At 46.5% G+C, this 22,163-nt stretch carries 16 protein-coding genes and 1 riboswitch; of the genes, 5 read left to right on the plus strand and 11 right to left on the minus strand.

The window, feature by feature from the left end; genetic code table 11:
- Positions 1–195 precede the first annotated feature (195 nt).
- The 9 genes from LOZ80_RS19025 to LOZ80_RS19065 form a co-directional block, all read right to left on the minus strand.
- Entirely contained in the window at positions 196–2,925 is a 2,730-nt protein-coding gene (locus LOZ80_RS19025; RefSeq protein WP_238172792.1) for an alpha-mannosidase, read from the minus strand.
- Positions 2,926–2,928: 3 nt separating this feature from the next.
- Entirely contained in the window at positions 2,929–6,042 is a 3,114-nt protein-coding gene (locus tag LOZ80_RS19030) for a beta-galactosidase (RefSeq protein ID WP_238172793.1), read from the minus strand.
- Positions 6,039–7,358: a glycoside hydrolase family 125 protein gene (locus LOZ80_RS19035; protein WP_238172794.1), complete on the minus strand. Its 1,320-nt coding sequence runs from the start codon at positions 7,356–7,358 to the stop codon at positions 6,039–6,041. The genes LOZ80_RS19030 and LOZ80_RS19035 overlap by 4 nt, the downstream gene beginning before the upstream one ends.
- A gap of 46 nt (positions 7,359–7,404) precedes the next feature.
- Positions 7,405–8,325, minus strand: coding sequence for a carbohydrate ABC transporter permease (locus tag LOZ80_RS19040; RefSeq protein WP_238172795.1), 921 nt, complete (start codon positions 8,323–8,325; stop codon positions 7,405–7,407).
- Positions 8,326–8,354: 29 nt separating this feature from the next.
- Positions 8,355–9,293: an ABC transporter permease gene (locus LOZ80_RS19045; protein ID WP_238172796.1), complete on the minus strand. Its 939-nt coding sequence runs from the start codon at positions 9,291–9,293 to the stop codon at positions 8,355–8,357.
- A 75-nt stretch (positions 9,294–9,368) separates the two neighbouring features.
- Complete coding sequence (locus tag LOZ80_RS19050) at positions 9,369–10,847, minus strand: ABC transporter substrate-binding protein (protein WP_238172797.1); 1,479 nt, start codon at positions 10,845–10,847, stop codon at positions 9,369–9,371.
- A 176-nt stretch (positions 10,848–11,023) separates the two neighbouring features.
- Positions 11,024–12,544 carry a response regulator transcription factor gene (locus LOZ80_RS19055; protein ID WP_238172798.1) on the minus strand — a complete coding sequence of 507 codons (1,521 nt, stop codon included), beginning with the start codon at positions 12,542–12,544 and terminating at the stop codon, positions 11,024–11,026.
- Positions 12,537–14,360 (minus strand): sensor histidine kinase, encoded by a 1,824-nt coding sequence (locus tag LOZ80_RS19060; protein WP_238172799.1) that lies wholly within the window; start codon positions 14,358–14,360, stop codon positions 12,537–12,539. The genes LOZ80_RS19055 and LOZ80_RS19060 overlap by 8 nt, the downstream gene beginning before the upstream one ends.
- Positions 14,361–14,503: 143 nt before the next feature.
- A complete protein-coding gene (locus LOZ80_RS19065) occupies positions 14,504–15,454 on the minus strand; it encodes a DMT family transporter (RefSeq protein WP_238173040.1) in 951 nt (316 codons plus the stop codon).
- A gap of 141 nt (positions 15,455–15,595) precedes the next feature.
- Positions 15,596–15,743: riboswitch (FMN riboswitch) on the minus strand.
- Positions 15,744–15,892: 149 nt separating this feature from the next.
- Between LOZ80_RS19065 and LOZ80_RS19070 the strand changes: the two genes are divergently transcribed.
- Positions 15,893–16,051, plus strand: coding sequence for an asparagine synthase (locus tag LOZ80_RS19070; protein ID WP_238172800.1), 159 nt, complete (start codon positions 15,893–15,895; stop codon positions 16,049–16,051).
- A 75-nt stretch (positions 16,052–16,126) separates the two neighbouring features.
- On the opposite strand, the gene LOZ80_RS19075 is transcribed toward LOZ80_RS19070, so the two are convergent.
- Positions 16,127–16,996 (minus strand): prohibitin family protein, encoded by an 870-nt coding sequence (locus tag LOZ80_RS19075; protein ID WP_238172801.1) that lies wholly within the window; start codon positions 16,994–16,996, stop codon positions 16,127–16,129.
- 632 nt (positions 16,997–17,628) lie between these two features.
- On the opposite strand from LOZ80_RS19075, the gene LOZ80_RS19080 reads away from it, so the two are divergent.
- Together LOZ80_RS19080 and LOZ80_RS19085 are read left to right on the plus strand one after the other, a co-directional pair.
- A complete protein-coding gene (locus LOZ80_RS19080; protein WP_238172802.1) occupies positions 17,629–18,111 on the plus strand; it encodes a hypothetical protein in 483 nt (160 codons plus the stop codon).
- A 654-nt stretch (positions 18,112–18,765) separates the two neighbouring features.
- Entirely contained in the window at positions 18,766–18,942 is a 177-nt protein-coding gene (locus LOZ80_RS19085; RefSeq protein WP_238172803.1) for a YjfB family protein, read from the plus strand.
- Between the two features lie 45 nt (positions 18,943–18,987).
- On the opposite strand, the gene LOZ80_RS19090 is transcribed toward LOZ80_RS19085, so the two are convergent.
- On the minus strand, positions 18,988–20,208 hold the full coding sequence (locus tag LOZ80_RS19090) for an MFS transporter (protein ID WP_238172804.1): 1,221 nt from the start codon (positions 20,206–20,208) through the stop codon (positions 18,988–18,990).
- A 169-nt stretch (positions 20,209–20,377) separates the two neighbouring features.
- Between LOZ80_RS19090 and LOZ80_RS19095 the strand changes: the two genes are divergently transcribed.
- A complete protein-coding gene (locus LOZ80_RS19095) occupies positions 20,378–21,073 on the plus strand; it encodes a response regulator transcription factor (RefSeq protein WP_238172805.1) in 696 nt (231 codons plus the stop codon).
- Positions 21,066–22,151 carry a sensor histidine kinase gene (locus tag LOZ80_RS19100; RefSeq protein ID WP_238172806.1) on the plus strand — a complete coding sequence of 362 codons (1,086 nt, stop codon included), beginning with the start codon at positions 21,066–21,068 and terminating at the stop codon, positions 22,149–22,151. The genes LOZ80_RS19095 and LOZ80_RS19100 overlap by 8 nt, the downstream gene beginning before the upstream one ends.
- Positions 22,152–22,163: the final 12 nt, after the last annotated feature.

A 22,163-nucleotide genomic window follows, 5' to 3' on the forward strand; every position in this document is an offset into this window, starting at 1 on the left:
ACGAAATTGCCATAAAATGCAGATCTACATGGAGCTTTTCCCGCTAAGTTGGCAATTTCGAGCATTTTCCCGGAATTTAGCAGGAGGAAATCCTCTTAACTTGTATGAACCGTGGATGCCGAAGCCTCCAAAAAACAAAAAAAGCCTGCAAAGACCCTAGCCTAAGCTAATCATGTCTTTGCAAGCTGATAATGACTACCGCTGAATCCCAATCGTCACAATCTCACAGGGACCCACTGGCAACGTCAAGCCGTCGTCTGCCTCTACGGCCAAACGCTCGCCTTGTGTTTCCAAGATCGTACTCTTATAGAATTTCCGCAGCGGAAGTTGCGTGCGGACCTTAACCTCCGCATGCTGTGAACGCATGTTGTACCAACGAAGCAGCAAATCGCCTGATGCTTCATTCATTTTCATTGAGGAGAAAGCTAGCCCTTCACCCTGCCATTGGAAAGGAGCATATGTCGCAGCGATTCGACCATAATGGATGCCGGTTTGTGCCAATGTCCAAGGAATTTGGAATTGGTACGCAGCCGTATAAGCTTCATATTGTGCGCCATCACCCGTGTGAGGGAAGATCGCCAATCGAACCGTATGTTCACCCAGACACTGAGCCTCCGGAGTCGGGAACAAGCCCCAATCGCCGAGTTCGCCAACCGCACGCAGAAGCGTAACGGCAATCGTATTCCGACCATCGCGCAGAACTTCGTATTCGTTCAATCCGAGATTGGCAATGACCAAGCCCGTTCCCGCTTCACTGACATCAACGAATGCCTGTTGATGCTGGGTATTGCTTGGGTTCTCCCACTCAGTGGCTGGCGTATTATCCCGCTGCACGACTTCGAACATCGAATCGACATGATGCGTTTGCGCTGTCAGATCGGTTGGGAATAACATCCGCAGACGATGATCCTTCGCTTGATTGTTGAAGGATGACTCGATCTCTACCCCTTGTCCGGCTCGACTCATGCTAACCACCGTACGTATGCGCATCGGAATCATGCGCGTTGAACGCTGCGCTTGCCGATGCGGGTAGTAAACCAAGTCACGTTGTTCCACCTCCAACATCTCATCGCCTGAGGCAGGAACCTCCCAGTCATGGACGATTTCGACGGAAGCTTGGTAGGCCGTATCTTGGAGCACACGGATTTGTGCTTGTAATCCACTCGTCGTCAGCGGCTTTTCGCCATCCGGTTGGCGGAACATATACTCGTTGCCGATATCTCCGGTATTCTCATATACACCCAAGTCCCGGTAGGTGCGGCCGCTCTTCTTATCAGTCAACGTGAATGAACCGTTATCCGCGATTTCAATCTTGATCGCAGCATTTTCCATGACCCGCTCATCTGCGAACAACGAAGAATCTGTCCATTCAGCTTCCCTCTTCACCCATGCGTAAGTCTTCAATCCCAATGCCGGCACGTTGCCTGCTTCGAAAGTCAATCTTACTTTCCGGCACATATACGGCTGACGGAACTTGTCGTCCGGCAAATCGTAACCGAATTGCAGGCCGAGATCCTCGACCGTGCATGGCAGCGGCTGCGAAGACGCATCCACGAGTACTCGTCCTGTGATATCGGCCGCTTTGACAAAAGTACTTGCCTCTTCCAACGTATACCCATCTCGGAAATAGAGGCGTAAAGCATCGATCTCGATACTTACAACCCCCGAGCGTTCCCAACCCGACGTATTAAATACGACTACGGGCAGAGCACCTTCGCCTGCCAGCGTAAAGTCGGACGTATCGATCGTATCCGCAATGGCTTGCTTGCTGTCATCTACAATGGCTTCAGCTACATGACGGCTCTTATCGAAGCGCGTGACCATTTCACGGTGCACTTCATCCACGGAGCAGCCGCAGATGCTGTCATGCGGATGGTTTTGCATCAAGGTTTTCCAGGCATACGTGAACAAATGATGAGGGTACTTCTCCCCGACTTTGAGGACATGGGCGAAAGCCGCCAGCGGTTCTGCCACTTTCTCCAACATCGCTTGTCCCAGCTGATTCATCTGTTTCAAGTACACGCGCGCCGAAGCTGTATTGACGAGCGTAGACCAACCGTCCGTCCGCTGGCTGCGCAGCTCGCCTTTGACCGTCGAAAGCTCCTGCTTGCCTGAACGCTGAACCGCCGCCAAGTAATCGTTAAAATTCGAATGAACAAAGGTTGTATCCGGGAAAAGCTTACTCGCAGCTTGAATCGCTTCCGGCAGATCCAACTGAACAGGCTGATGATCGCAGCCATTCATGAAAAGCAGCTCGCCTGTGGAAGCGTATTTCTCAGCGTCCGCCAGCTTGCGTTCCCAATAGGCTTGTGCCTCTTCCTTGTCAACCGGGATCTCATTGCCGTTGGAATACCAGTTGGCGAATAGAATGCCCAGCACCTGGGAGCCATCTGGCCCTTCCCAAATCAGCTCCGAGAAGGAGGATTCAAAATCACCGTCGGAGACCGTATTATTGAATCCCGTCGGCTTCACACCTCGGCCGAACAAGGCATTCGTGATGCCGGACTGCTGCATCAACTGCGGCGTCTGTCCGACTAAGCCGAACGTGTCGGGAAAATAGCCGATTTTCGACACATCGCCATAGGCTTTCGCATCATGATGTCCAATCTGCATATTGCGGACATTGGCTTCCCCGCTCGTCAAGAAGGCATCCTGCAAAATATACCAAGGTCCGATGAGAATGCGGCCATCCCGAATGAATTTGCTTAGGCGATCTTTCTGCTCGGGTCTAACCTGCAAGTAATCCTCCAGAATAATCGTCTGACCGTCCAGGAAGAAACTGCGATAATTCGCATCTTGATCCATTTTATCTAATAAAGTATCTATGAGTTTAACTAGACGCACATGGTGCTTCTCATAAGGTAAATACCACTCCCGATCCCAATGGGTATGGGAAATGATATGAGCCGTTCGCTTGGTACTCATGGGTTAGCTCCTCTCAATATGGACTTCATCTGGGCGGTAAATGGAAATAACTTGCCCTCGTCTATCTGCGGCAAAGAGCACAGAACGCTCTTTCTCCAGGGTAAAAGCATATGTCGTCTCACTATCGGTGTCCCGAACTTTAACCGTCACATCCCAGGCAAACTCGGAAACAAATACATACAAGAAACCACCCTTGAACCGCAGCTTCCTTCCGTAAATCCCCGCGATATCGCCTTGAATCCACTGCAATCCGCTGGTGCACCCCGCGGCATTCACCGCATATCGGTAGAGTTCCGCTACCGTGTCCATCCGATCGTTTACTTCCACTGGCAAGGGACTCCAAATCAATCGGCCATTGCCCAGAGGTAGATCGACAACGCGATCTCCGCCAGCACTTGACTTCGCTTCTACTCCTCCATGACGCACTTCTTTCAAAGTTTCAGCGATTCGGCGCCGACCATAGGAGACATGAAGCGCATTGCCTTCCAGCTCAAGCATCTCTTCACGGCGTACATTGTGAAGTTCTGCTTCACCCAGCTCAGCCTGAAGTCGCGGCTTTTGCTTCCAATACGCATCTAGACTGATTGGTCCTGTAGCCAACAATGTCGCACCCGTGCGCTTCACAATATCTATTAGCTTATTCCATGCTTGTTCATCCAAATTATGCGCGCTTGGGAGCATAATCAGCTTCGCCGGTTGCTGCTCCAGCGCCTCCAAATGATACTCAGAAGCCGCGCGGAACGGCAGCTTCAACTCATACGACAGCACGCGAGTCATGGATGTCGTGGCATCGAACGCCAATTTCCGGTTGGAGAAATCGTTGGAATACGGGAATACAGCCACGATATCTTCCAGCTCCCGCTCCTGGAATAAATCTCTGATCTCGGCCATAAAGCGGCCGAATTCATACGAAACATCCGCTTCCGGCTTCTCCGTGCCATCGGCACGAAGCGCTCCGATATGCGACTCGTTCGCGTTATCCATATAGAAATTGGTGTTCCAAATCCAATGAATAGCTCCTGCGCCTCCGGTTGCGAAGGCGTAGGCATATTTGCGCTCCAGTATGCTGCGCAGCTCGATCTCCGAACGTTTAGCCCGTCCATCCGGGGTCTCTACATACATAATGCCAGTCTCTTGAATGACATTCGGTTTACTGGCTGTTTTGGCAAAGATGCCATCCCAAACGAGGTTATCGTTCAACCACCACGAATGGACGGTTGTGTAATCTACTGCTTCTTCGTAGAAAAGCGGTGAAGGCCGCTGCGCGCCAAGCGCTTCATCCTGACCTACGACAACGAGATGCCCAGGTACGATTTCTTTGATTGTGTCATACAGTTTTTTGGCCCACTGGTTATGCATGTCCATCGAGAATAAGCAGTAATCCAGCCAGCGTGTCCCCTTTTTCGCCCGATGCATATCCTGCACGTCGAAATTGATATCAGCCGCTTCCGGAATTGCAGCCGCTTCATAAGTTGGAAGCTGCACAGGCGTCATATTCCAGCGTTCTTGCAGCAGTTCGATGCTCTCATGACGCTGCTTGAGCCACGTGATGAAAGCTTCTTTCTCATACTTGTCCCGACTGGAACGAGGGCCATCCGAGAAAATCTGAGCAGGATCGAACATCGATGGCTCGTTAATCAAGTCCCAATCCACATGGGTTGTCGCTTGATGTCGGGAAACAATAGAGCGAATAAACCGCTTCTGAGCTTCCACACTTTGCGGATCAAGATAGGGATTAACCCCTTCCCAAGTTTCGGGTGTGAAGGAGAAGAAGGTAAACGTCACCTGCAACTGATGTTTTTTGGCCGTCAGGAGGAAGGCATCGATGGCTCTCAATACTTCTTCCGATGCATGGCCATCCACTTGCATGATATTGCGGTAGGCGGTCCAAATGCCCGTACGAATCCAGTTGATGCCTGCTTTGGCCATTTGGGCCATATCCCGGTCCCAAACATCGCTATTAGGCAGGAACAGGAATTTGCGAGCCACGTCGGATGTCATGTACGTCATGCCAACCACGGGCAGCGGACGACCATCCTTGATGAAATAATCGCGTCCGCAAGTGATTGGCTGGCCCTCTGCGAGCAGCCCCGCATCGTGCCCCCAGAATCCTTGACGGAGATAACGCAGCTCGCCATCTTCTGAGACTGCCTTGCACGTTATCCGATATAAACCTTGCTGTATGTCAAGCGGTACCGGAATGCGCACCACATTGAATTCTTTATTGACTTGAACGGTTAGACGATGAGTCCAAGCATCTTGTATACCCTTATCATGCTCGACACGAAGATCCAGTGTCCAAGCCTTAGCGGTATCTTGATCCCCGATAAGTTGTGTCTGAATCGTCAGCATCGCATGCTCGCCAGGTTCATAGCTGGCATAATTCGGCTTAATCCACAGCTCCGTCATACCGCTCGCACAGGATCTCGCCCATTGAACCAAGCTCTGCGCGCCGCCTTCGCTCCAAAAAGAGGGACTCAGCGGCACATTGACGAACATCCACCGCGAACCGATAAACACACCGCGCGAGTTCTCCCATAAGACGACAGGAGCCGCTACTTCGCGGCCTGTCTTGCCGACGCTTTTCAGCAAGGGATAAATCTGCGTACTCATTGTACCCGCAGCGCCCATCTGATGAGGCAAATCACTGTCTCGCGTCGTATGCGGCACCATATTCCAAGTATCGGCAAGCGCGAATAAAGATTCTTGCCCCTGCAGAAGCGGTAAAGTTTCTAATGCGCTATAGGAACGGATTGGTGTACCTTCTACTCGCAGAATTTCATGAATATGCAGCTGCTGGTGATAGCCTGTCTGCTCAGATTCCACCTGCCACTTCTCGTCTTCCCAGCGGACAGGATGCTTGAAGGCTGCGCCGCCAATACTCAGCAGGCCGCCACCGCGCTGCAAAAACGCCAGAATCTCAGGCCACGCCGCTTTCGGAAAATACGGCGCATGCAAATTAACGAAACATCCGTGGGCTGCTGATCTCAGTGCCTCTCCAAGTGCATGGGCACCTACCACAACCGCCCCTTGCGCCGTCAATTGCTCGATTTGCACATCGCTAAACGAGCTGCTCGGGAATCCAGGGTCATGGAATATTAGGACCGGACGACTCATAGAAGACCATCCTTCATCGCTTGATAAACTAACTGAGAGAACAGGCTGTTCGACCATGCAAACCATTTGCGCGTGAAAATCGTTGGATCATCGACGTGAAAACCTTCATGCATGAATCCTGTATCGGCATCTGTCGCTTCAAGCATCGCGATCATCGCCAGCTTCTCTTCCGCCGTCGCTGCCGTAATGCCTTGCATGGACAGAGCCATATGCCAAATGTAGTCGTCCGGCGTATGCGGACTGCCGATTCCTCGAGCCACCTTGCCTTCGAAGTAAAACGGGTTCTCTTTGCTAAGCGCAAAACGTCTTGTATTTTGATAAATCGGGTCGTCCGCAGCCACATAGCCTAGGTAAGGAATCGACATCAGACCCGGCGTCCCGGCATCATCCATGAGGCAGTAATTGCCGAAACCGTCAGTTTCATACGCATAAATAGGACCAAATGTCGGATGACGATAAATCCCATACAATTGAATCCCATGATCAATGTCCGCTTCGAGCGCTTGTAGTTGTGCGAGGAAATCCATGTCCCGGAACACCCATTCCGCGAATTCTTGCATGTGGCGCAGGGCGACTACAGCGAACATATTCGCTGGAATGTTGTAGTGAAAATCACAAGCATCATCGCTGGAACGAAAGCCGGACCACACCATCCCCGTATAATTCACAGGCATTCCCAAGCCATTATTGCGCAGAGAATCGGTCGGTATCCCATTATTGCGGGTAAACCGATATGGCGACTTTTCGAAGTGATGCTGCTCGGTTAGGAACAACTCATAAATCTTAACCATCGCTGCTTTAAAGCCAGCATCAAAGATATCCGTCAATTCGGTTTCTTTCCAATACGCATAAGCCAGACGCATTGAGAAGCATAAGGAATCGAGCTCAAATTTACGTTCCCATACCCATGGGGACATCTCCGTTTGGTCTGCTTTGTTCCAATGCCAGTCATTGGCCGACTCATTAAACGCATTCGCATACGGATCGATATGGATGTACTGAATATGACGCTTAATTAAACCGCTAATGATGCGCTGAAGATCCGTGTCTTCTTTGGCAAAAGGTACGTAATGCATGACCTGCTCGACAGAATCACGCAGCCAGGACGCCGGAATATCTCCCGTGATTACGAAAGTGGTGCCATCTGGCATCAACTTGGTTGTCGTTTCTAATGTATTGGGAAAACAATTTTTAAATAATTGCAAAAGTTTAGGGCGATGCGCCAGCTTTTCTTCGGCTTCCAACAAGACATCTTGAATGGCTTGTGGCAGTTCCAGCTTGGGCATCGGAATTTTCGGCAGTCTGAATTGTTCCATGGTAAATCCTCCACATCTCTATAGTCCACGAAGTTGGTTACAGCACTTACTCTTTTACAGCACCGATCGTCAAGCCTTGAATAAAGTAACGCTGGAAGAACGGATAAGCGAAAATAATCGGTCCGGTCGCAAGCACAACCATAGCCATCCGCGAAGTATCCTGCGGCAGCGATTGCAGCAAGCCAATGCCAACCGACGGGTTGCTCGTGTTCTGGAGCAGGAACTGCATACTGTTCTCAATCCGCATCAGCATCGATTGCAGCGGCACCAAATTCGGCGTGTCGATGTACAGCAGCGCATTGAACCAATCATTCCAGTACCCCAAGGTACTGAATAACCCGATCGTCGCGAGCCCTGGCAGGGATAGCGGCAGCACAAGCTTGACGAAAATGCCGAATTCGCCGGCTCCGTCAATTTTACCCGATTCAATAATAGCATCCGGTACGGATGTAACAAAAAAAGTACGCATAATCATGATATAGAAGGCGTTGCCCGCTAATGGCAGAACCAAAGCCCATAGGGAATCCTTGAGCCCGAGCAATTGTGTCATCACAATATAAGTCGGCACAAGTCCACCATTGAAGAGCATCGTAAAAAAGGCGAAGAAGCCAAAGAAATTACGGAATTTAAAGCTTTTCCGGGAAATTGCATAGGCGAATGTAGCGGTTAGAATCAAGCTGACAAGCGTACCTACGACCGTCACAAGGATCGTGACCCCATAGGACATCAGCAGTTGATCGCCAGCTTTGAAGAGATAACGGTACGCTTCCAGGCTCCATTTCTCCGGGATGATGCGATAACCGTTCGTATTCAGTGATTTCTCATCGGTGAACGAAATAATCGTCACAAACAGAAACGGGAACACACATGCAATGGTAAAAAGACCCGCGGCCACATGAGCGAACACATTCAACAAGGGCGGTAATTTATGAAAATCTTGTTTTTTCATCGCTTTGACAGCATTCATAGCCAGTTCCTCCTTTCCACAATCCTAGGTTAAAAGAGTGCATTGTCTCTATCAAATTTTCTAACGACATAGTTCGAAGTCATCACAAGAATAAAGCCGATCACAGACTGATACAATCCAGCCGCTGTACTCATGCCGATTTCTCCTGTAGATTTAAGGCCGCGGTATACATACGTATCGATAACATTCGTTACGGAGTACAACGTCCCCGAATCTCTAGGCACTTGCAGGAACAAACCAAAGTCTGCATAAAAAATTCGTCCGATCGCCAGCAGCGTCAGAATCGTCATTAATGGTTTTAACATCGGGAACGTAATGTTGCGGATTTGCTGCCATTTGCTCGCACCGTCAATCATGGCTGCTTCATAAAGCGACTTATCTATCCCCATGATCGCTGCCAAATACACAACACTGCTGTAACCGACTGATTTCCAGAGGTAAACGAGAATAATGATAAGCGGCCAATACGTCTTGTCGTTGTACCAACGAATCGGATCCACGCCAAACCAGGGAAGTATATGATTAAGCATTCCTTTATCCACACTTAGGAAACTGAATACGAAATAGCCAACGATGACCCATGATAAGAAATAGGGCATGAACATACCTGTTTGATAAAGCTTAGCAAGCTTTTTATTCGTAATTTCGGATAACACAATGGCGAGTCCAACAGACAGCACCAGACCTGCAATAATGAACACAATATTGTATAGCAAAGTGTTGCGCGTAATGATATAAGCGTCATTCGTACTAAAAAGGAATTTGAAGTTCTGCAATCCAACCCATTTGCTCTCCACAATACTTGCCCAAAAACCATCACGGCTGTAACGGTACTGCTTGAAAGCAATCACCATGCCTGCCATCGGTAAATAAGAGAAGAACAGGAACCAAAGCGTTGCCGGTAATGCCATGAGCAGCAGCACTCTGCTTTGTTTAACATCTTTGAAAAAAGTTCCTATTCTGTTCATACAATCACCCCTTCGCTGATGACAAGACAAAGATCAGGTGAATGCAGAACATTCACCTCATCCTTAAACTTGCCTCTATTTTTTGTTAGCTGTTTTCCAAGCATCAATTTGGCTTTGTGCTTCTGTCATAATTTTATCCAATCCGGCTGCTTTGAATTTCTCGTTTGCAAGCGGAATGTATTTATCTGGATCAACAGTACCCGTCATCAGTGTTGCCCAGAACTCTTCTTTCACGTTCTGTACTGCGGCGATTTCGTTGATTACTTTGGTTGGATCGAAGTTAAAGCCAAGCAGTGGAGCAGGTACGCCTGTATCGTTAAATTTCTTGAACTCTTCCCATTTGTTCGCAGGATCTTTGACATCTTTGTATGTTAACAACACATTACCAAGGGAGAAAGTCGGCATATCATAGTTTTTGGATGCCGGCAAGTTTTCCATTTTATCGTTGTCGACTTTTTTGTAGTGTTCGCCTTCAATACCGGAATCGACCATGTTGCGAAGTACAGGATCTGTGTTGAGCAGGTTCAGGAATTCCATCGCTTTTTCCGGATATTTGGAGTTGGCCGAGATTGCTTGCATAGAACCCATAACGGACCAGTTATAAATTAAAGCTGGGCTTGCTGGTTTGGATACGACCGGGTACCCATAGCTTGCTGACCAAAGGTTGTCCGCGAAAGGTTGATTTGTCGCTTTATCGGAGAACCACTTGCCAGTCACTTGTACGTCATTCAATGATGTCAGCGTGGAAGCTTCCGTTGGAACGTAGCCAGCTTTGTAATATTTATTCATAGTTTTCAAAGCTTGTTTCATTTCTGGTGTATCCAGAATGTTAACTACTTTCAAATCTTTGTTGTCTACGCTAACAGCCATTGGCATTTTCTCAATGATGTAGTCATATGGCACATACGGCATGTAGTTTTTATCAACAGCCAGTCCGTAAATATTCGGCTCTTTGGCTTTAATCGCTGAAAGCAGCGGCTCTAAGCTTTCCAGTGATTTCACGTTATCCAAGCTAAGGTTGTATTTGTCAGCCAGGTTTTTATTGAAACGCCATACGTCTTGTGCTGGCAGCTCTTTATTCGCTGGAACACCGTAGTTATGTCCATCTACTTTGGAACCGTTTAAGAAAGCAGGATCCAATGCTTTAACAATGCCTTGTCCATTTTTTTGCAGCAGCTCGTCAATCGGCTTGAATGCGCCTTTACGCGCATTTTGCACATAATCAAATGCCCATGAAGACGTGAACATAATGTCCATAGGTGTGCCGGAAGCGGTCATAACTTGCATTTTTTGAGCGTAATCGCCCCAGTCCGTCATATTCATTTTCACCGTAACACCGATTTTCTCCGCGGTGTACTTGCTGACTTCAGCCATAACGCGATCCACATCTTTCTGTGGCGTTCCGATCGTATACCAAATTAATTCAACGGGTTTATTCGCTGCCCCATTTCCTTTTGCATCGCCGGCATCTTTGCTGCCGCAAGCACTGAGTGTCATGGAAACAGCTAACGTCAATCCTAATGTAGTGACCAAGTTTTTTTTCATCTTGCTCATTTTTTGAATCCTCCCTAGTGAATACTCGTTTGTCTACGCCCGTAGGGGCTATATTTACAGTACCGCATGAAAGCAATTACAAATAGACGATAAACTAAATGAACCATGTCTAAAATAAAGAAAAAAACGCTATCAAATCATTTTCGCTCAAAAAAAAGACTGCTTCTAAGTTTTCCCTAGAGCAATCCACGATAATCCGTCGGCGAGATACCGACATACTTTTTAAATTGTTTATAAAAGTAACCCAATTCGGAATAACCTACCTCTTTGGCAATCTGATGAACCTTCGCATGCGTTGTCTTGAGCAGTTCTTTGGCCTTCTCAACCCGGAAACGGTTCATATACTCCGTGAATGTCTCATTAATTTCTTTGTGAAACAATTGCCCTAAGTAAACAGGATGAATGTGGTAGTGAGCGCCCAGCATTTTGAGCGAGAGCTCCTCAGCATAAGACTGTTGAACATATTTCAACACCTGCTGCACAATCGGACTTCGAACATCCGAAATCAGGAAGCCAATTGTCGTCTCAGCAATCTCCAGAATGGCAGCTTCCAGTTCTTCCAACGCAACCGCCGCGCGAATCTGGTCAAAGGCAAGATGATAAGCCTCGAGTTCTTCTGTATGGCGGATTGCTTTGATTTCCAATTTGAAATGAATGACCATCTCGAAGGCGATATTCTGGAAGTCGTGCGGCGTAATTCCCGGCAAAGCTTGAATTCGCTTGAAATCGTTATGTATGCAAGCACGCAGATGTTCTATATCTTTGGCAATAATAAGCTTCGCATAGGCCGGCCAATCAATGATCGAGAAATCCACCTTCGGATTGTCTTGGTGCATGGCCAACTCCTGATAATCAATCAAGGGCAGCTCCGGATAAATCCAGAAATACTCCTGCGCTTTTTTGGCGGCTTCATAGCTTTGCGCGACCTGATCCGGGAGGTGCCCGACGGTCCCAATGGAGATGCGCACCGTTTGGTCTTGAAGCGCGGTATGCAGCTGCTGAAGCAGTGCCATCAAGGCTTTTTTCCCCTCTTCCATCTGGTCCATGGACGCAAGCAGCACGATATCTCCGTCCAAATCGAGGAAGACAGTCACCCATTCGTGAGCATCCAGCCTGGAGGCTATAAATTCCAAGCCCTTATCTGCATCCATAGGCATTCGCAGAACCGCTGCTACCATATAGGCGCACGCTAGGTTGATGCCTAGAAGTTCTGCACGCTCGTAGAACTCCAGCGGCGCAATCTGATGCGTCAACCAACGATGCAGCGTGTTGTCCTTCAGAATTTGCTTGCTGTATGCTTGTACCAGCTGAGTCTCGTTCATCGTATTCAGCTTCTCAACGGTATTTTGCAGCGACGCCTTAAGTTCTTGAATATTAATGGGCTTGAGCAAGTAATTTTCAATGCCTAGCTGCATGCCCTCTTTCAAATAAGAGAACTCATCGAAACCACTAAGAACGATCACCTTCAACTCGGGGTGAATCGATCTTGCATGCCGAATCAAATCCAGCCCATTCATAATCGGCATAGAAATGTCGGTTACCAAAATATCGACGGATGTTTCCTGCAAAGCGTCCAAAGCCTTCTGTCCATTGCTGGCATGCCCCACAATTTCCAATCCAACTTCCGCCCAATCAATAATGTCATACAACCCTTCGATAATGAAAGGTTCATCGTCCGCAAGAAAAACCCTAAACATCGTCCACCTCCGCTCCACCGTCCATCGGCAACCAGATATCGATGACCGTTCCTTGGCCCGGTTGGCTGTGTAATTTGACGCCGTACTCACTGCCGTACAGCAGTTTAAGCCGTTGATTGATGCTTCGCAACCCGAAAGACTCCCCTTCCAATTCCTCATCTTGCAGAAATAACGCCAATTCCTTGAGCCGCTGCGGCGAAATCCCGTTGCCATTGTCTTCTACCTGCACATGTAGAAACGCCTCAACTTGCTTCACCCGAATGTGAAGCTGATTATCCGAGCTTTCGCTTCGCAAACCATGCACAATGTAATTCTCAATTACCGGCTGCAGCGACATTTTCATCACACGCACAGACCCGAGCCGCCTGTCCCAGTCCATGGCATACGTAAATTTATCCTTATACCGAATTTGGAAAAGTTCCAGGTACAGGCGACAGGCTTCCAACTCATTTTTGAGCGTGTAGATTTTCTTCTGTTGGACAAAACTTCGGAACAGTGCCGATAGGCTGTAAATCATTTCCCCGACATCATGTGCGCCTTGCGAGATTGCCCGCATCCGAATCACTTCCAGCGTATTGTACAGGAAATGTGGATTGACCCTAGCTTGCAGCGCCGTCAGTTCTGTCTGCTTTTGTTTGATATTAGCCTTATACACCCGGTCAATATAGAGGTTCAATTCCTCAATCATCTCGTTAAAACTCCGTGAAATTTGCCCGATCTCATCTTCGCGCACATCAGGTATCCGCACGCTTAGATCACCTTGTTTCACCTTTCGCGTGAATCGGATGATTTGATTGGTCCGCTTGGCGACACTCATCACCACCAGGAACGGAATCAGGATGGCGAAGAAGATGCATATCGCGCTGATGAGGAGAATCGTACTTCCGATTTTCTTCGAAGAGGCATCCAGCTCTTTGCGGGGGATGATGCTGACAGTGCTGAAATTCCCTTTGCTTTGCGTAAGTTTCGTCACATAGTCGCCTTGGCTGGAACCACGGTTCTCATACATCGCATTGATCTGATCCATGTGCGGATAAGGCTGCCCAACGTACTGATTCGAAGAATCGAACAGCACACCGCCGTCCGGAGCCAAGACAAGAATGATCCCTTTCAGGTCATCCTTATCGTTCTGCAGAATTTTCCAAATCCCATCCGTGCTAAAATAAACGACCTGCTGCCCGATCGTCTTCAGCGTCAGCTTGTCCGTGATCGGCGTTCGAATCGCATATAGGTTCTGATCCCATTGACCGATCGCTTCACGCACCCAAATATTCGGCAGTTCCACACTCTTGCTTTCGAGAGCCATCACATCCGGGATATAAGAGCGGGCGCGATTGGTGGGAACGAATTTCATTTGCCCATTTTGCCCGAGCGCATATAAAGTCTGCTGATCCTCGCTGTATAACAGCAAATTACGGATATCTTCGTTATCTTCCACCTGATTTTTAAAATATTGCAGCCCATCATTCCACATGCTGTTGCCGCCCAAATTATACTGCTCCAAACTATGCTGCACATACTCTTGAAAAGGGTGCTGCAGCATAAAAGATACACCCGAGGCCAGCGAGCTATCCCGGTAGAGGCCAAATAGGATTGACTGGGCTGAATCATATTTTCCACCCAAATAATTGTTAACATTCGTCAGCGCTTTCTTCTGTATATCCAATTCGCGATTGATCGCCGCTTGCGACATCGAATAGTACATAAAATAAGAAAACGAAATAATCGTTACGACCGTAATCATGGAAAAGAGGAGCAGCAGCCTCATAAACAAATTATTTTGCAAATAATTCCGATACATCTTACGCAGTGCCATCCAGTTATCATCTCCTGCTGTTAATCGGGTTCATTATAGCATAACAATCGCAAGCAGATGAATTTCGTTCCATGCGCACAAAAAAACTGCTCTCATGCAGTCGTTGAAGACCAGACGAGGGCAACTATTATTTAGCAAATAAATTATTCGGAAACATTCCTTTGACTTCGACTCATTAACCACAGGGTTAACCAGATAAGGATGAAGCCAGCTAGCTGCCCTATCGTCAGTTTTTGACCAAAAACTATCCAATTCAAGCATACACCCATGGCTGGAAATGCGAGCTCTGCCAACGTTGCAAAGAACGCTTTGGTCGATGACAACCCTTTATAATATAGCAGCATGCTGAGCAAGCCAGGGAAAAAGGCTTGGAACAGCAAATTTACCGCGATCATCGCCAGTTCACTGCCGGGTCCAGTAACTTTCCAAACATCACCGCTCACCAGAAGAATAACGGTCAGCAAGGGGATGGCTAACAGGAAACGGAGCGAAGTCACGACAGGGAAATCTATGTTTTTTTGCAGCAGGAATTTCCCCATAACGGTAGATCCGCCCCATAAAACAGCTGCCAATATTGAAAACAAGCAGCTTATTGTTCCCAAATCCTTCAAGCCCATTTGCGGTGAAGCAAGGCCGAATGTCAACAAATACGTGCCCAATAGCGCAATCCCGATATAGGTGAAAAATTTGGCGGGCAGCGTCTCTTTCAATAGCACGCGAGCCAGAATGATCGCAAACAAAGGCTGCAATTTCTGCAATAGCAGGACAGCATTGGCACTGCCGTGAGAGAAGGCCGCGGTAAACAATACGGTGGCAATCGCCGACCCGCCCCAAGAGATGAAGAGCAGCGCACCAATTACGCCGAGCGTTAATTTGCCGGTCAAGGTCTTGCGGTATTTGATCAATACCGGCAGCGCATAACAAGCCAGAAGCAAATGTTCAATAAATACAATTTGTGCAGAGGTAAAACTTTTCAACAACAGGATGCGAAATAAAGGATCCGCCCCCCACAAGGCAGCGCCAAGTGCAACGTACCAAATCCCGTTGATGGCGCTCGTGCGCGAAGTCAACCCATTCACGCGCTTACTTTCCAGCTTCCATGCATTTTCCAATTCAAAAACCTCCTGAGGAATGTTTTGAATTGAACCTTTCAGAAAGAAATAAGGCCCCCGCGATTTAATCTGCGGGGGCATCGACAAACAGACTTGTTAAACGGCTGCGTTTAACAAGTTGTCCTTCACCTTCTCCCATCCGGACTTTAACCGTCGGCCCTGGAATTCCACCAAGTCAGTCCCAGCTGATTAAGCTGGGAGTCGCGGGCTTGAGATACGTGTTCGTATCCTCACCGCCGGTAGGGAATTGCACCCTGCCCTGAAGGTTCAATCATTTAAAATTCACTTACTAAATATAAGTAACGTTGAAATTTATATTAACACCATAAAATGAAAAAAGCAAGGATTTTCATGTTTATTGATTCGTTTTTGAAGCACACTAAAATGTCTCACCAAACAAAACCAAAAGGAGTGTTGTATATGCGTGAAGGATTGATTCCTACTGTTCTTGGAACTGTGGTTTCTGCTTCAGGTGCTACACTGCTGAACAGCAAGTATAAACTTGTTGGGATCGGTGTCCTCGGCTTTGGTCTTGCCCATGTTGTTCTAGGCGCAATTGATTTGGTTGAACATCGGTAAGTTTGGCGAGATCAACGGGGAGGCTTCACTGCCTCCCTCTTCTATAGGTCATCTATCCCCCGCCCGCTTATAAGATTACTTCTTAGCGGCTTCAGTAGGCACGGGAGTTTTACTCGGCAGCATGTTAATTAACGAACCGTTGCCCCAAGCATCAGGAACATCACCTTTCCACGTTTCAAGGAACTTATAATCTACCAACTCCGCAGTAATTGACTTCGCTAACTCCAGGTTCCCCTTTGCCTTTTGTTGCGCTACATATAGATCGGCATCCGCTTTAGCTTTCGCGGCAGTAGCGTCTGCTTCTGCTTTAACTACATTTTGTTGCGCATCGATCTTTGCTTTATCCAAATCGTTCTGAGCTTTCATTGCATTTTGAGCGGCGATTTGTTTCTGCTCTATCGATTGGTTGAAAGCATCGGAGAATGTGAAGTTAACAATTGAAATATCCCCCACTTGAATGTTATAAGCCTCCAGCGATTTCTTCAGTAACTCGTTAGTCTCTAAGGCAACTCGTTCACGTTTTGAGATTAACTCCTCTGCACTGTACTTTGCCGTAACTTCCTTAAATATCTCCTGCACGTGAGGACTGATTACTTTGGCATCGAAGTCTAAACCTACGTCATGCAATAACTTGTACGCAAGTCCTTTTGGGATAGTGAAGTTAACAGCTACATGGCTATGAACAGGTTGCAAGTCTTTGGATGACGCGGCTGCGTCAGATTCTGACTTAGCCACTTGCGTATTAACTTCTACAATGTTTGAAATAAACGGCCATTTCCAATGAGGGCCTGGCTCAAGCACGGTTAGGCTAACACTTCCCAATGTTTTTCTGAATCCAACATGGCCGTTTTCCACCGTGCTAAACGCAGTTAAAGCTATAAGAATTATGGCCGCTCCGACTACGCCGTATGTGATTACTTTGCCTACATTCTTCCCTGTTTCCATGAAAGCCCCCCTGATTAGTAAATGGATGAAACCATCCCTGCTACATTCAAAATATGCGAAATTCGCACATCTCATCACTAAAGCCAAGGAGAACACCTCTTGCGCGGCGCTTTCATAGTTATTTAGTTGAAAATCACAACAACTTTCAGAAAAAAACTTCAATAAAACGAGCATTTTCGACATTTTTTGTTAATAATCAGACAGAAATTAATTTGCATTCTTGTTATGATGGACTGACTACAGTAAAAGGCGATGGTACATATGGTGCAAGGGATATGGTTGCTGATCTTTGTCTTGTTCTTGCTTGTTGCATCCGCTCGTAAAGACTGATGATTGTTACTCTTTTTTAGCTTTTACAAGTCAAATTTACGTAAAAAGTAAAGCTTTGAATATACGAACTTTTAAAAATAAAGAGGCTAAAACCCAGGTACATAAGGGCTTTAGCCTCTTTATTTATGGAGCTGTGCAATAATCCTATCCCAATCCTCATTACCATTCTATCAAAATTAGATAAAGTTAGTTACCATTTATTACAATTTAATTACATAATAAATATTTAATTGTATTATTTTGGGATTTGGTATACTATAACTCTTGCAGGTAAATATAGTAAAAATTAGGAGGAAAGAGAAATGAAATTCAAGAAAATCGCAATCGTATTGTCAGCAGTCTCTATGTTAGCATTTGGTGCACAAAGCGCTTTCGCAAACACCAATATCGATGAGCAAGCAGATGTACAGAACAATAATTATTATACTCCTGAAGCATATCTTGCTGGTGCTCCTGCGGGAACTATCAATCCATTCAATTATAATAAATTAGGTACACTAAGTAGCCCAAGTGATACTGATTGGTATTCAGTCACGTTCCCTTCGAACACTTACTTCCCTGGGGCTACTGCACTAATCACCTTAGTATCACCTTTCGGCGGGATTCAGTATGGTGTTTCGATTCTAGATTCTAACGGTGGCGTCGTTGATAAAACGATAATTACAAATACTGAGCAACTCACTCAATATCGAATTAACTTCCTACCGAATGTCGAATATAAATTACACGTTTATTCCCTTAGTTCTTCGGTCAGCCCTTATAAATATCAGCTCGCAATAAATTAATCATTACTACAGACGTCGTTCTAATAAGAACGGCGTCTTTTAACTGGGAATATATTATAATTCATTTCAAAAAAACGCATTTCAGGAGGAGAGAATCCATTATGATGAAGAGCCTTTAAAAAAAATCCTAACTGTCGGTATTATCGCATCATCACTTGTTTTTTCCTCACAATCAGCATTTGCAATAAACGACACCTATGAACCAAATGATACCCCTTATAACGCGTGGTCAATTCCTGGCTCCACAAGCAGTAGCCTTACTTCTTATATCAGTTCAGTAAATGATAGAGATTGGTATGGTTTCAGTGCCTTTGATAATGGAACATTCATTGTAAATTTGTATAGCGATAATCCAAACATGTATATTTTTGCATATAAGATTCAAAATGGCTCCTACACTGAAGCTCCAATAGTTAAGAGAGATGTTCAGAGTCCCTACTTCAGTCAACTTGAATTTCAAGTTGATGAAAATTCAAGTTACGTTATTTGGATAGCAGGTGGAGCAAACAGTGCACCTTACTACATGAGCACCTCAGGAGTATTAGTGAATTAAACGTTCCTTTTCAACATCCCATTTCCGGCTTTGAGCTAACGATTGCAAATGCATTTGCCGATAGATAACAAGTAAGATAATCCATTCGAAGGAGGAACCTCATGGACATCCCTGCTCTCTCAATGTCTTTAGCTCAGAACAATTTAGGCCAAGCTGTTGGATTAAGCGTGCTGAAAATGGCTAAAGATCAATCAACTGAACAAGCACAACAAATGATTCAAATGATGACACGTAGTGTGCAACCAAATTTAGGTGGAAATCTCGATATCAGTGTTTAATTTTTAAAGAGTCGTGCGAATTCGTTCGTGCGGCTCTTTTTTATTTCAAAAAACAGTTAATCGTTCCCCGCGCTTCCCTCTCCCCAGAAACACATTCAACCGCTCCGAAAACAAGAGCATTGCCACGGCTGATAGGCCGATAAAATAAGGGAAGATCCCGATTGTCGCAAAAGAAGCCAGCAAACCGAGAAGCGGAGGCATGAACGTGCTGCCCGTGTAGGCGACAGCCATTTGGTAGCCCATGATGGTTTGCGCGTGTTTTTTTCCAAAACGTTCAGGTGTCTCATGCAGCATACATGGAAATATCGGTGCTAAGCCCAAGCCTACTATCATCAAGCCTGCAAGCGAGAATTCTGTCGGCAATGGAAGAAATAGCAGTGCTGCGCCGGCTAATGCAGTCACTTGACCACTGCGAATGAGAGTACGATTGCTAAGTTTGAACGTAATAAATCCGGTAATAAATCTACCGATTGTAATGCCAGCATAGAAGAGGGATATCCATTGCGCCGCTGTGGAGGCCGGTAATTCCTTGCTGTTAACCAGAAAGCTGCTTCCCCACAGCCCCACCGTTGCCTCCACCCCGCTATAAAACAAAAAGGATAACAGAGCGAACTTGACTCCCTTTATCTGCAAAGGTTTAATCGGTTGGGAAGCTGCATCCTCAGCGCCTATTTCTATATCGCCATCCGCTTGCTTTGAAGCAGCTCTGCTTATTTGGGCGACCCGATCCCATAAGGGCAATGTGAAAAACAAGATAATAACCAATAGAATCTGGATTCCTGCAACCGTCAGGTATCCTTGTCTCCATGCGTTTTGCCCCGAGATAAACTGGGCCATAATCATGGGGCCAAGCGTAGCCCCGACTCCCCAGAAACAATGCAGCCAACTCATGTGATGCGCTTTGTAATGAGATGCAACATAATTATTAAGGCCTGCATCTACGGAACCTGCGCCTAATCCAAGCGGGATGGCACATAGCATTAACCAAACAAGTGATGGTGAAAATGAGAACCCTAGCAAGGCCCCAGCAGTCATTACACAACTGACCAGGGTGACTTTCCCCGTTCCAAATCGCTGAAGAACTGTTCCGCTCAACAAACTGGAGACAATGGTGCCAGCTGCTATTGTCATAAACAGCAGTCCTGCCGTCTCCAGCGGTGCCTCAAAATCCCCTTGCATAACGGGCCAAGCTGCTCCTAACAAGGAATCAGGCAACCCCAAGCTGATAAATGCCAAATAAATGATGATCAAAAAAAATGTAGCCATATCTTTTACTTAATCTCCTGTTTCTTTTTGGTTTCTTGTTTCTTTTGAGTTTCTTGTTTCTAAGATCTTTCATCCTTAAAAGTAGAGCTCAAGTGGATGAATCGGTTAATATAAGAATGAACGGCTTACACTAGTCGTTTAGGTTACTTTATTATAGGAGCTGGAATGGATGAAACGAACCACGATTTTGATCGCGGATGATGAGAAGGAAATTGCCGATCTGATCGCTTTGCATTTAGAGAAAGAGGGCTACCAGCTTATCCAGGTCTATGATGGGAAAGAGGCCCTTCATGCGATTCAATCGCAAGCGATTGATTTGGCAATTTTAGATATTATGATGCCCAAAATGGATGGGTATGAGGTGACTCGCCAAATTCGCGAGCAGTATCATATGCCGATCATTTTCTTGAGTGCCAAATCCTCTGATTTGGATAAAATTACAGGATTGGTCATGGGCGCGGACGATTACATGACCAAACCGTTCAACCCAATGGAATTGGTCGCTAGGGTGAATGCGCAATTACGCCGATCTACGCGTTTGAATCAACCAGCTTCCAGCCTTAAATCCATCTTGGAATCAGCCGGTTTAACGATGGATCCCGACCAACGAACCGTTATTCTCTATGGGAAACAGGTTGAATTAACACCCAAAGAGTTTGATATTCTTTATCTGCTAGCCAGTCATCCTAAGAAAGTTTTTAGTGCAGAGCATATTTTCCAGCAGGTCTGGGGGGAAGCCTACTATGAAAGTGGCAACACAGTTATGGTACATATCCGTACGCTGCGCAAAAAACTTGGTGAAGACACCAACAAGAACAAGTTAATCAAAACGGTTTGGGGGGTGGGATATTCATTCCATGGCTAACATGCTTCGAAGTTTCCGCTCCAAAATGATTCTCCTATTAGGTCTCAGCATGGCGCTGTCCGGAACTATCACCTACATCCTTTATAAGGTGCTTCAACTTTATTACACGGGCGTTCGATACGAAGATCCCCTAGCTAAATTTCGCCATATGATTTACAAATTCGGGGATTTCAACTTCTTCCTGATTGTGTTTATTCCACTGGCCATTTTGTTTTTCTTTTTCCTCACGAAGCCGTATGCAACCTATTTTCAAGAAATATCAACAGGCATTCATCGTCTGGCCAGTGGAGATTTTCAAAGTCGGGTTCACATTTCCTCGAATGACGAGTTTAAGGCGATTGCGGAAGACATCAATATGGCCAGCGAGAAGCTGCAAAAGGCTGTTGAGCGTGGTGATTTTGCGGAAAGCAGCAAAGACCAGCTGGTCTTGAATCTGGCTCATGATTTGCGCACGCCGCTGACGTCTGTTCTAGGCTATTTGGATATTATACTTCAAGATGCTCAATTGACGAAGGAACAAATCAAACATTATACGACCATTGCTTATACCAAGTCCCAGCGGCTGGAGAAGCTGATTGATGAACTATTTGAAATCACCCGAATGAACTATGGCATGCTCACACTTGAAAAAAGACAAATTGATTTAAGTGAACTCCTCATCCAACTGCAGGAAGAATTATTCCCGGTCTTTGAGAAAAATCAGCTGATAGCCCGCATGGATATCCTTCCGCATTTGAAAATCCTGGCGGATGGCGAGTTGTTGGCGCGTGTCTTCGAAAACCTTCTGACGAATGCCAATCGTTATGGGAAAGACGGCCAATTCGTCGATATCCATTGCCGACTAGACGCAGGAGATGCGGTTGTACAAGTCATTAATTATGGCGACAGCATTCCAGAGGAAGAACTGCCACATCTCTTTGATATGTTTTATACCGGGGACCAAGCGCGAAGCCATCAAGGCGGAAGTACGGGTCTGGGCTTATTCATCGCGAAGAATATTGTCGAGCAGCATAACGGGACGATTTTGGTCCAAAGCAATGTCATTCGAACGCTGTTCGAAGTGCGACTGCCTCTGTGAATCGCGAAATTT

Origin of the sequence: Paenibacillus sp. HWE-109, assembly GCF_022163125.1 — a bacterium.
Classification (GTDB): domain Bacteria; phylum Bacillota; class Bacilli; order Paenibacillales; family NBRC-103111; genus Paenibacillus_E.

Excerpts from the sequence above, each read along its gene's own strand:
- LOZ80_RS19025 (WP_238172792.1), bottom strand. The coding sequence starts at position 2,925 with ATGAGTACCAAGCGAACGGCTCATATCATTTCCCATACCCATTGGGAT.
- LOZ80_RS19030 (WP_238172793.1), bottom strand. The coding sequence starts at position 6,042 with ATGAGTCGTCCGGTCCTAATATTCCATGACCCTGGATTCCCGAGCAGC.
- LOZ80_RS19035 (WP_238172794.1), bottom strand. The coding sequence starts at position 7,358 with ATGGAACAATTCAGACTGCCGAAAATTCCGATGCCCAAGCTGGAACTG.
- LOZ80_RS19040 (WP_238172795.1), bottom strand. The coding sequence starts at position 8,325 with ATGAATGCTGTCAAAGCGATGAAAAAACAAGATTTTCATAAATTACCG.
- LOZ80_RS19045 (WP_238172796.1), bottom strand. The coding sequence starts at position 9,293 with ATGAACAGAATAGGAACTTTTTTCAAAGATGTTAAACAAAGCAGAGTG.
- LOZ80_RS19050 (WP_238172797.1), bottom strand. The coding sequence starts at position 10,847 with ATGAGCAAGATGAAAAAAAACTTGGTCACTACATTAGGATTGACGTTA.
- LOZ80_RS19055 (WP_238172798.1), bottom strand. The coding sequence starts at position 12,544 with ATGTTTAGGGTTTTTCTTGCGGACGATGAACCTTTCATTATCGAAGGG.
- LOZ80_RS19060 (WP_238172799.1), bottom strand. The coding sequence starts at position 14,360 with ATGGCACTGCGTAAGATGTATCGGAATTATTTGCAAAATAATTTGTTT.
- LOZ80_RS19070 (WP_238172800.1), top strand. The coding sequence starts at position 15,893 with ATGCGTGAAGGATTGATTCCTACTGTTCTTGGAACTGTGGTTTCTGCT.
- LOZ80_RS19075 (WP_238172801.1), bottom strand. The coding sequence starts at position 16,996 with ATGGAAACAGGGAAGAATGTAGGCAAAGTAATCACATACGGCGTAGTC.
- LOZ80_RS19080 (WP_238172802.1), top strand. The coding sequence starts at position 17,629 with ATGAAATTCAAGAAAATCGCAATCGTATTGTCAGCAGTCTCTATGTTA.
- LOZ80_RS19085 (WP_238172803.1), top strand. The coding sequence starts at position 18,766 with ATGGACATCCCTGCTCTCTCAATGTCTTTAGCTCAGAACAATTTAGGC.
- LOZ80_RS19090 (WP_238172804.1), bottom strand. The coding sequence starts at position 20,208 with ATGGCTACATTTTTTTTGATCATCATTTATTTGGCATTTATCAGCTTG.
- LOZ80_RS19095 (WP_238172805.1), top strand. The coding sequence starts at position 20,378 with ATGAAACGAACCACGATTTTGATCGCGGATGATGAGAAGGAAATTGCC.
- LOZ80_RS19100 (WP_238172806.1), top strand. The coding sequence starts at position 21,066 with ATGGCTAACATGCTTCGAAGTTTCCGCTCCAAAATGATTCTCCTATTA.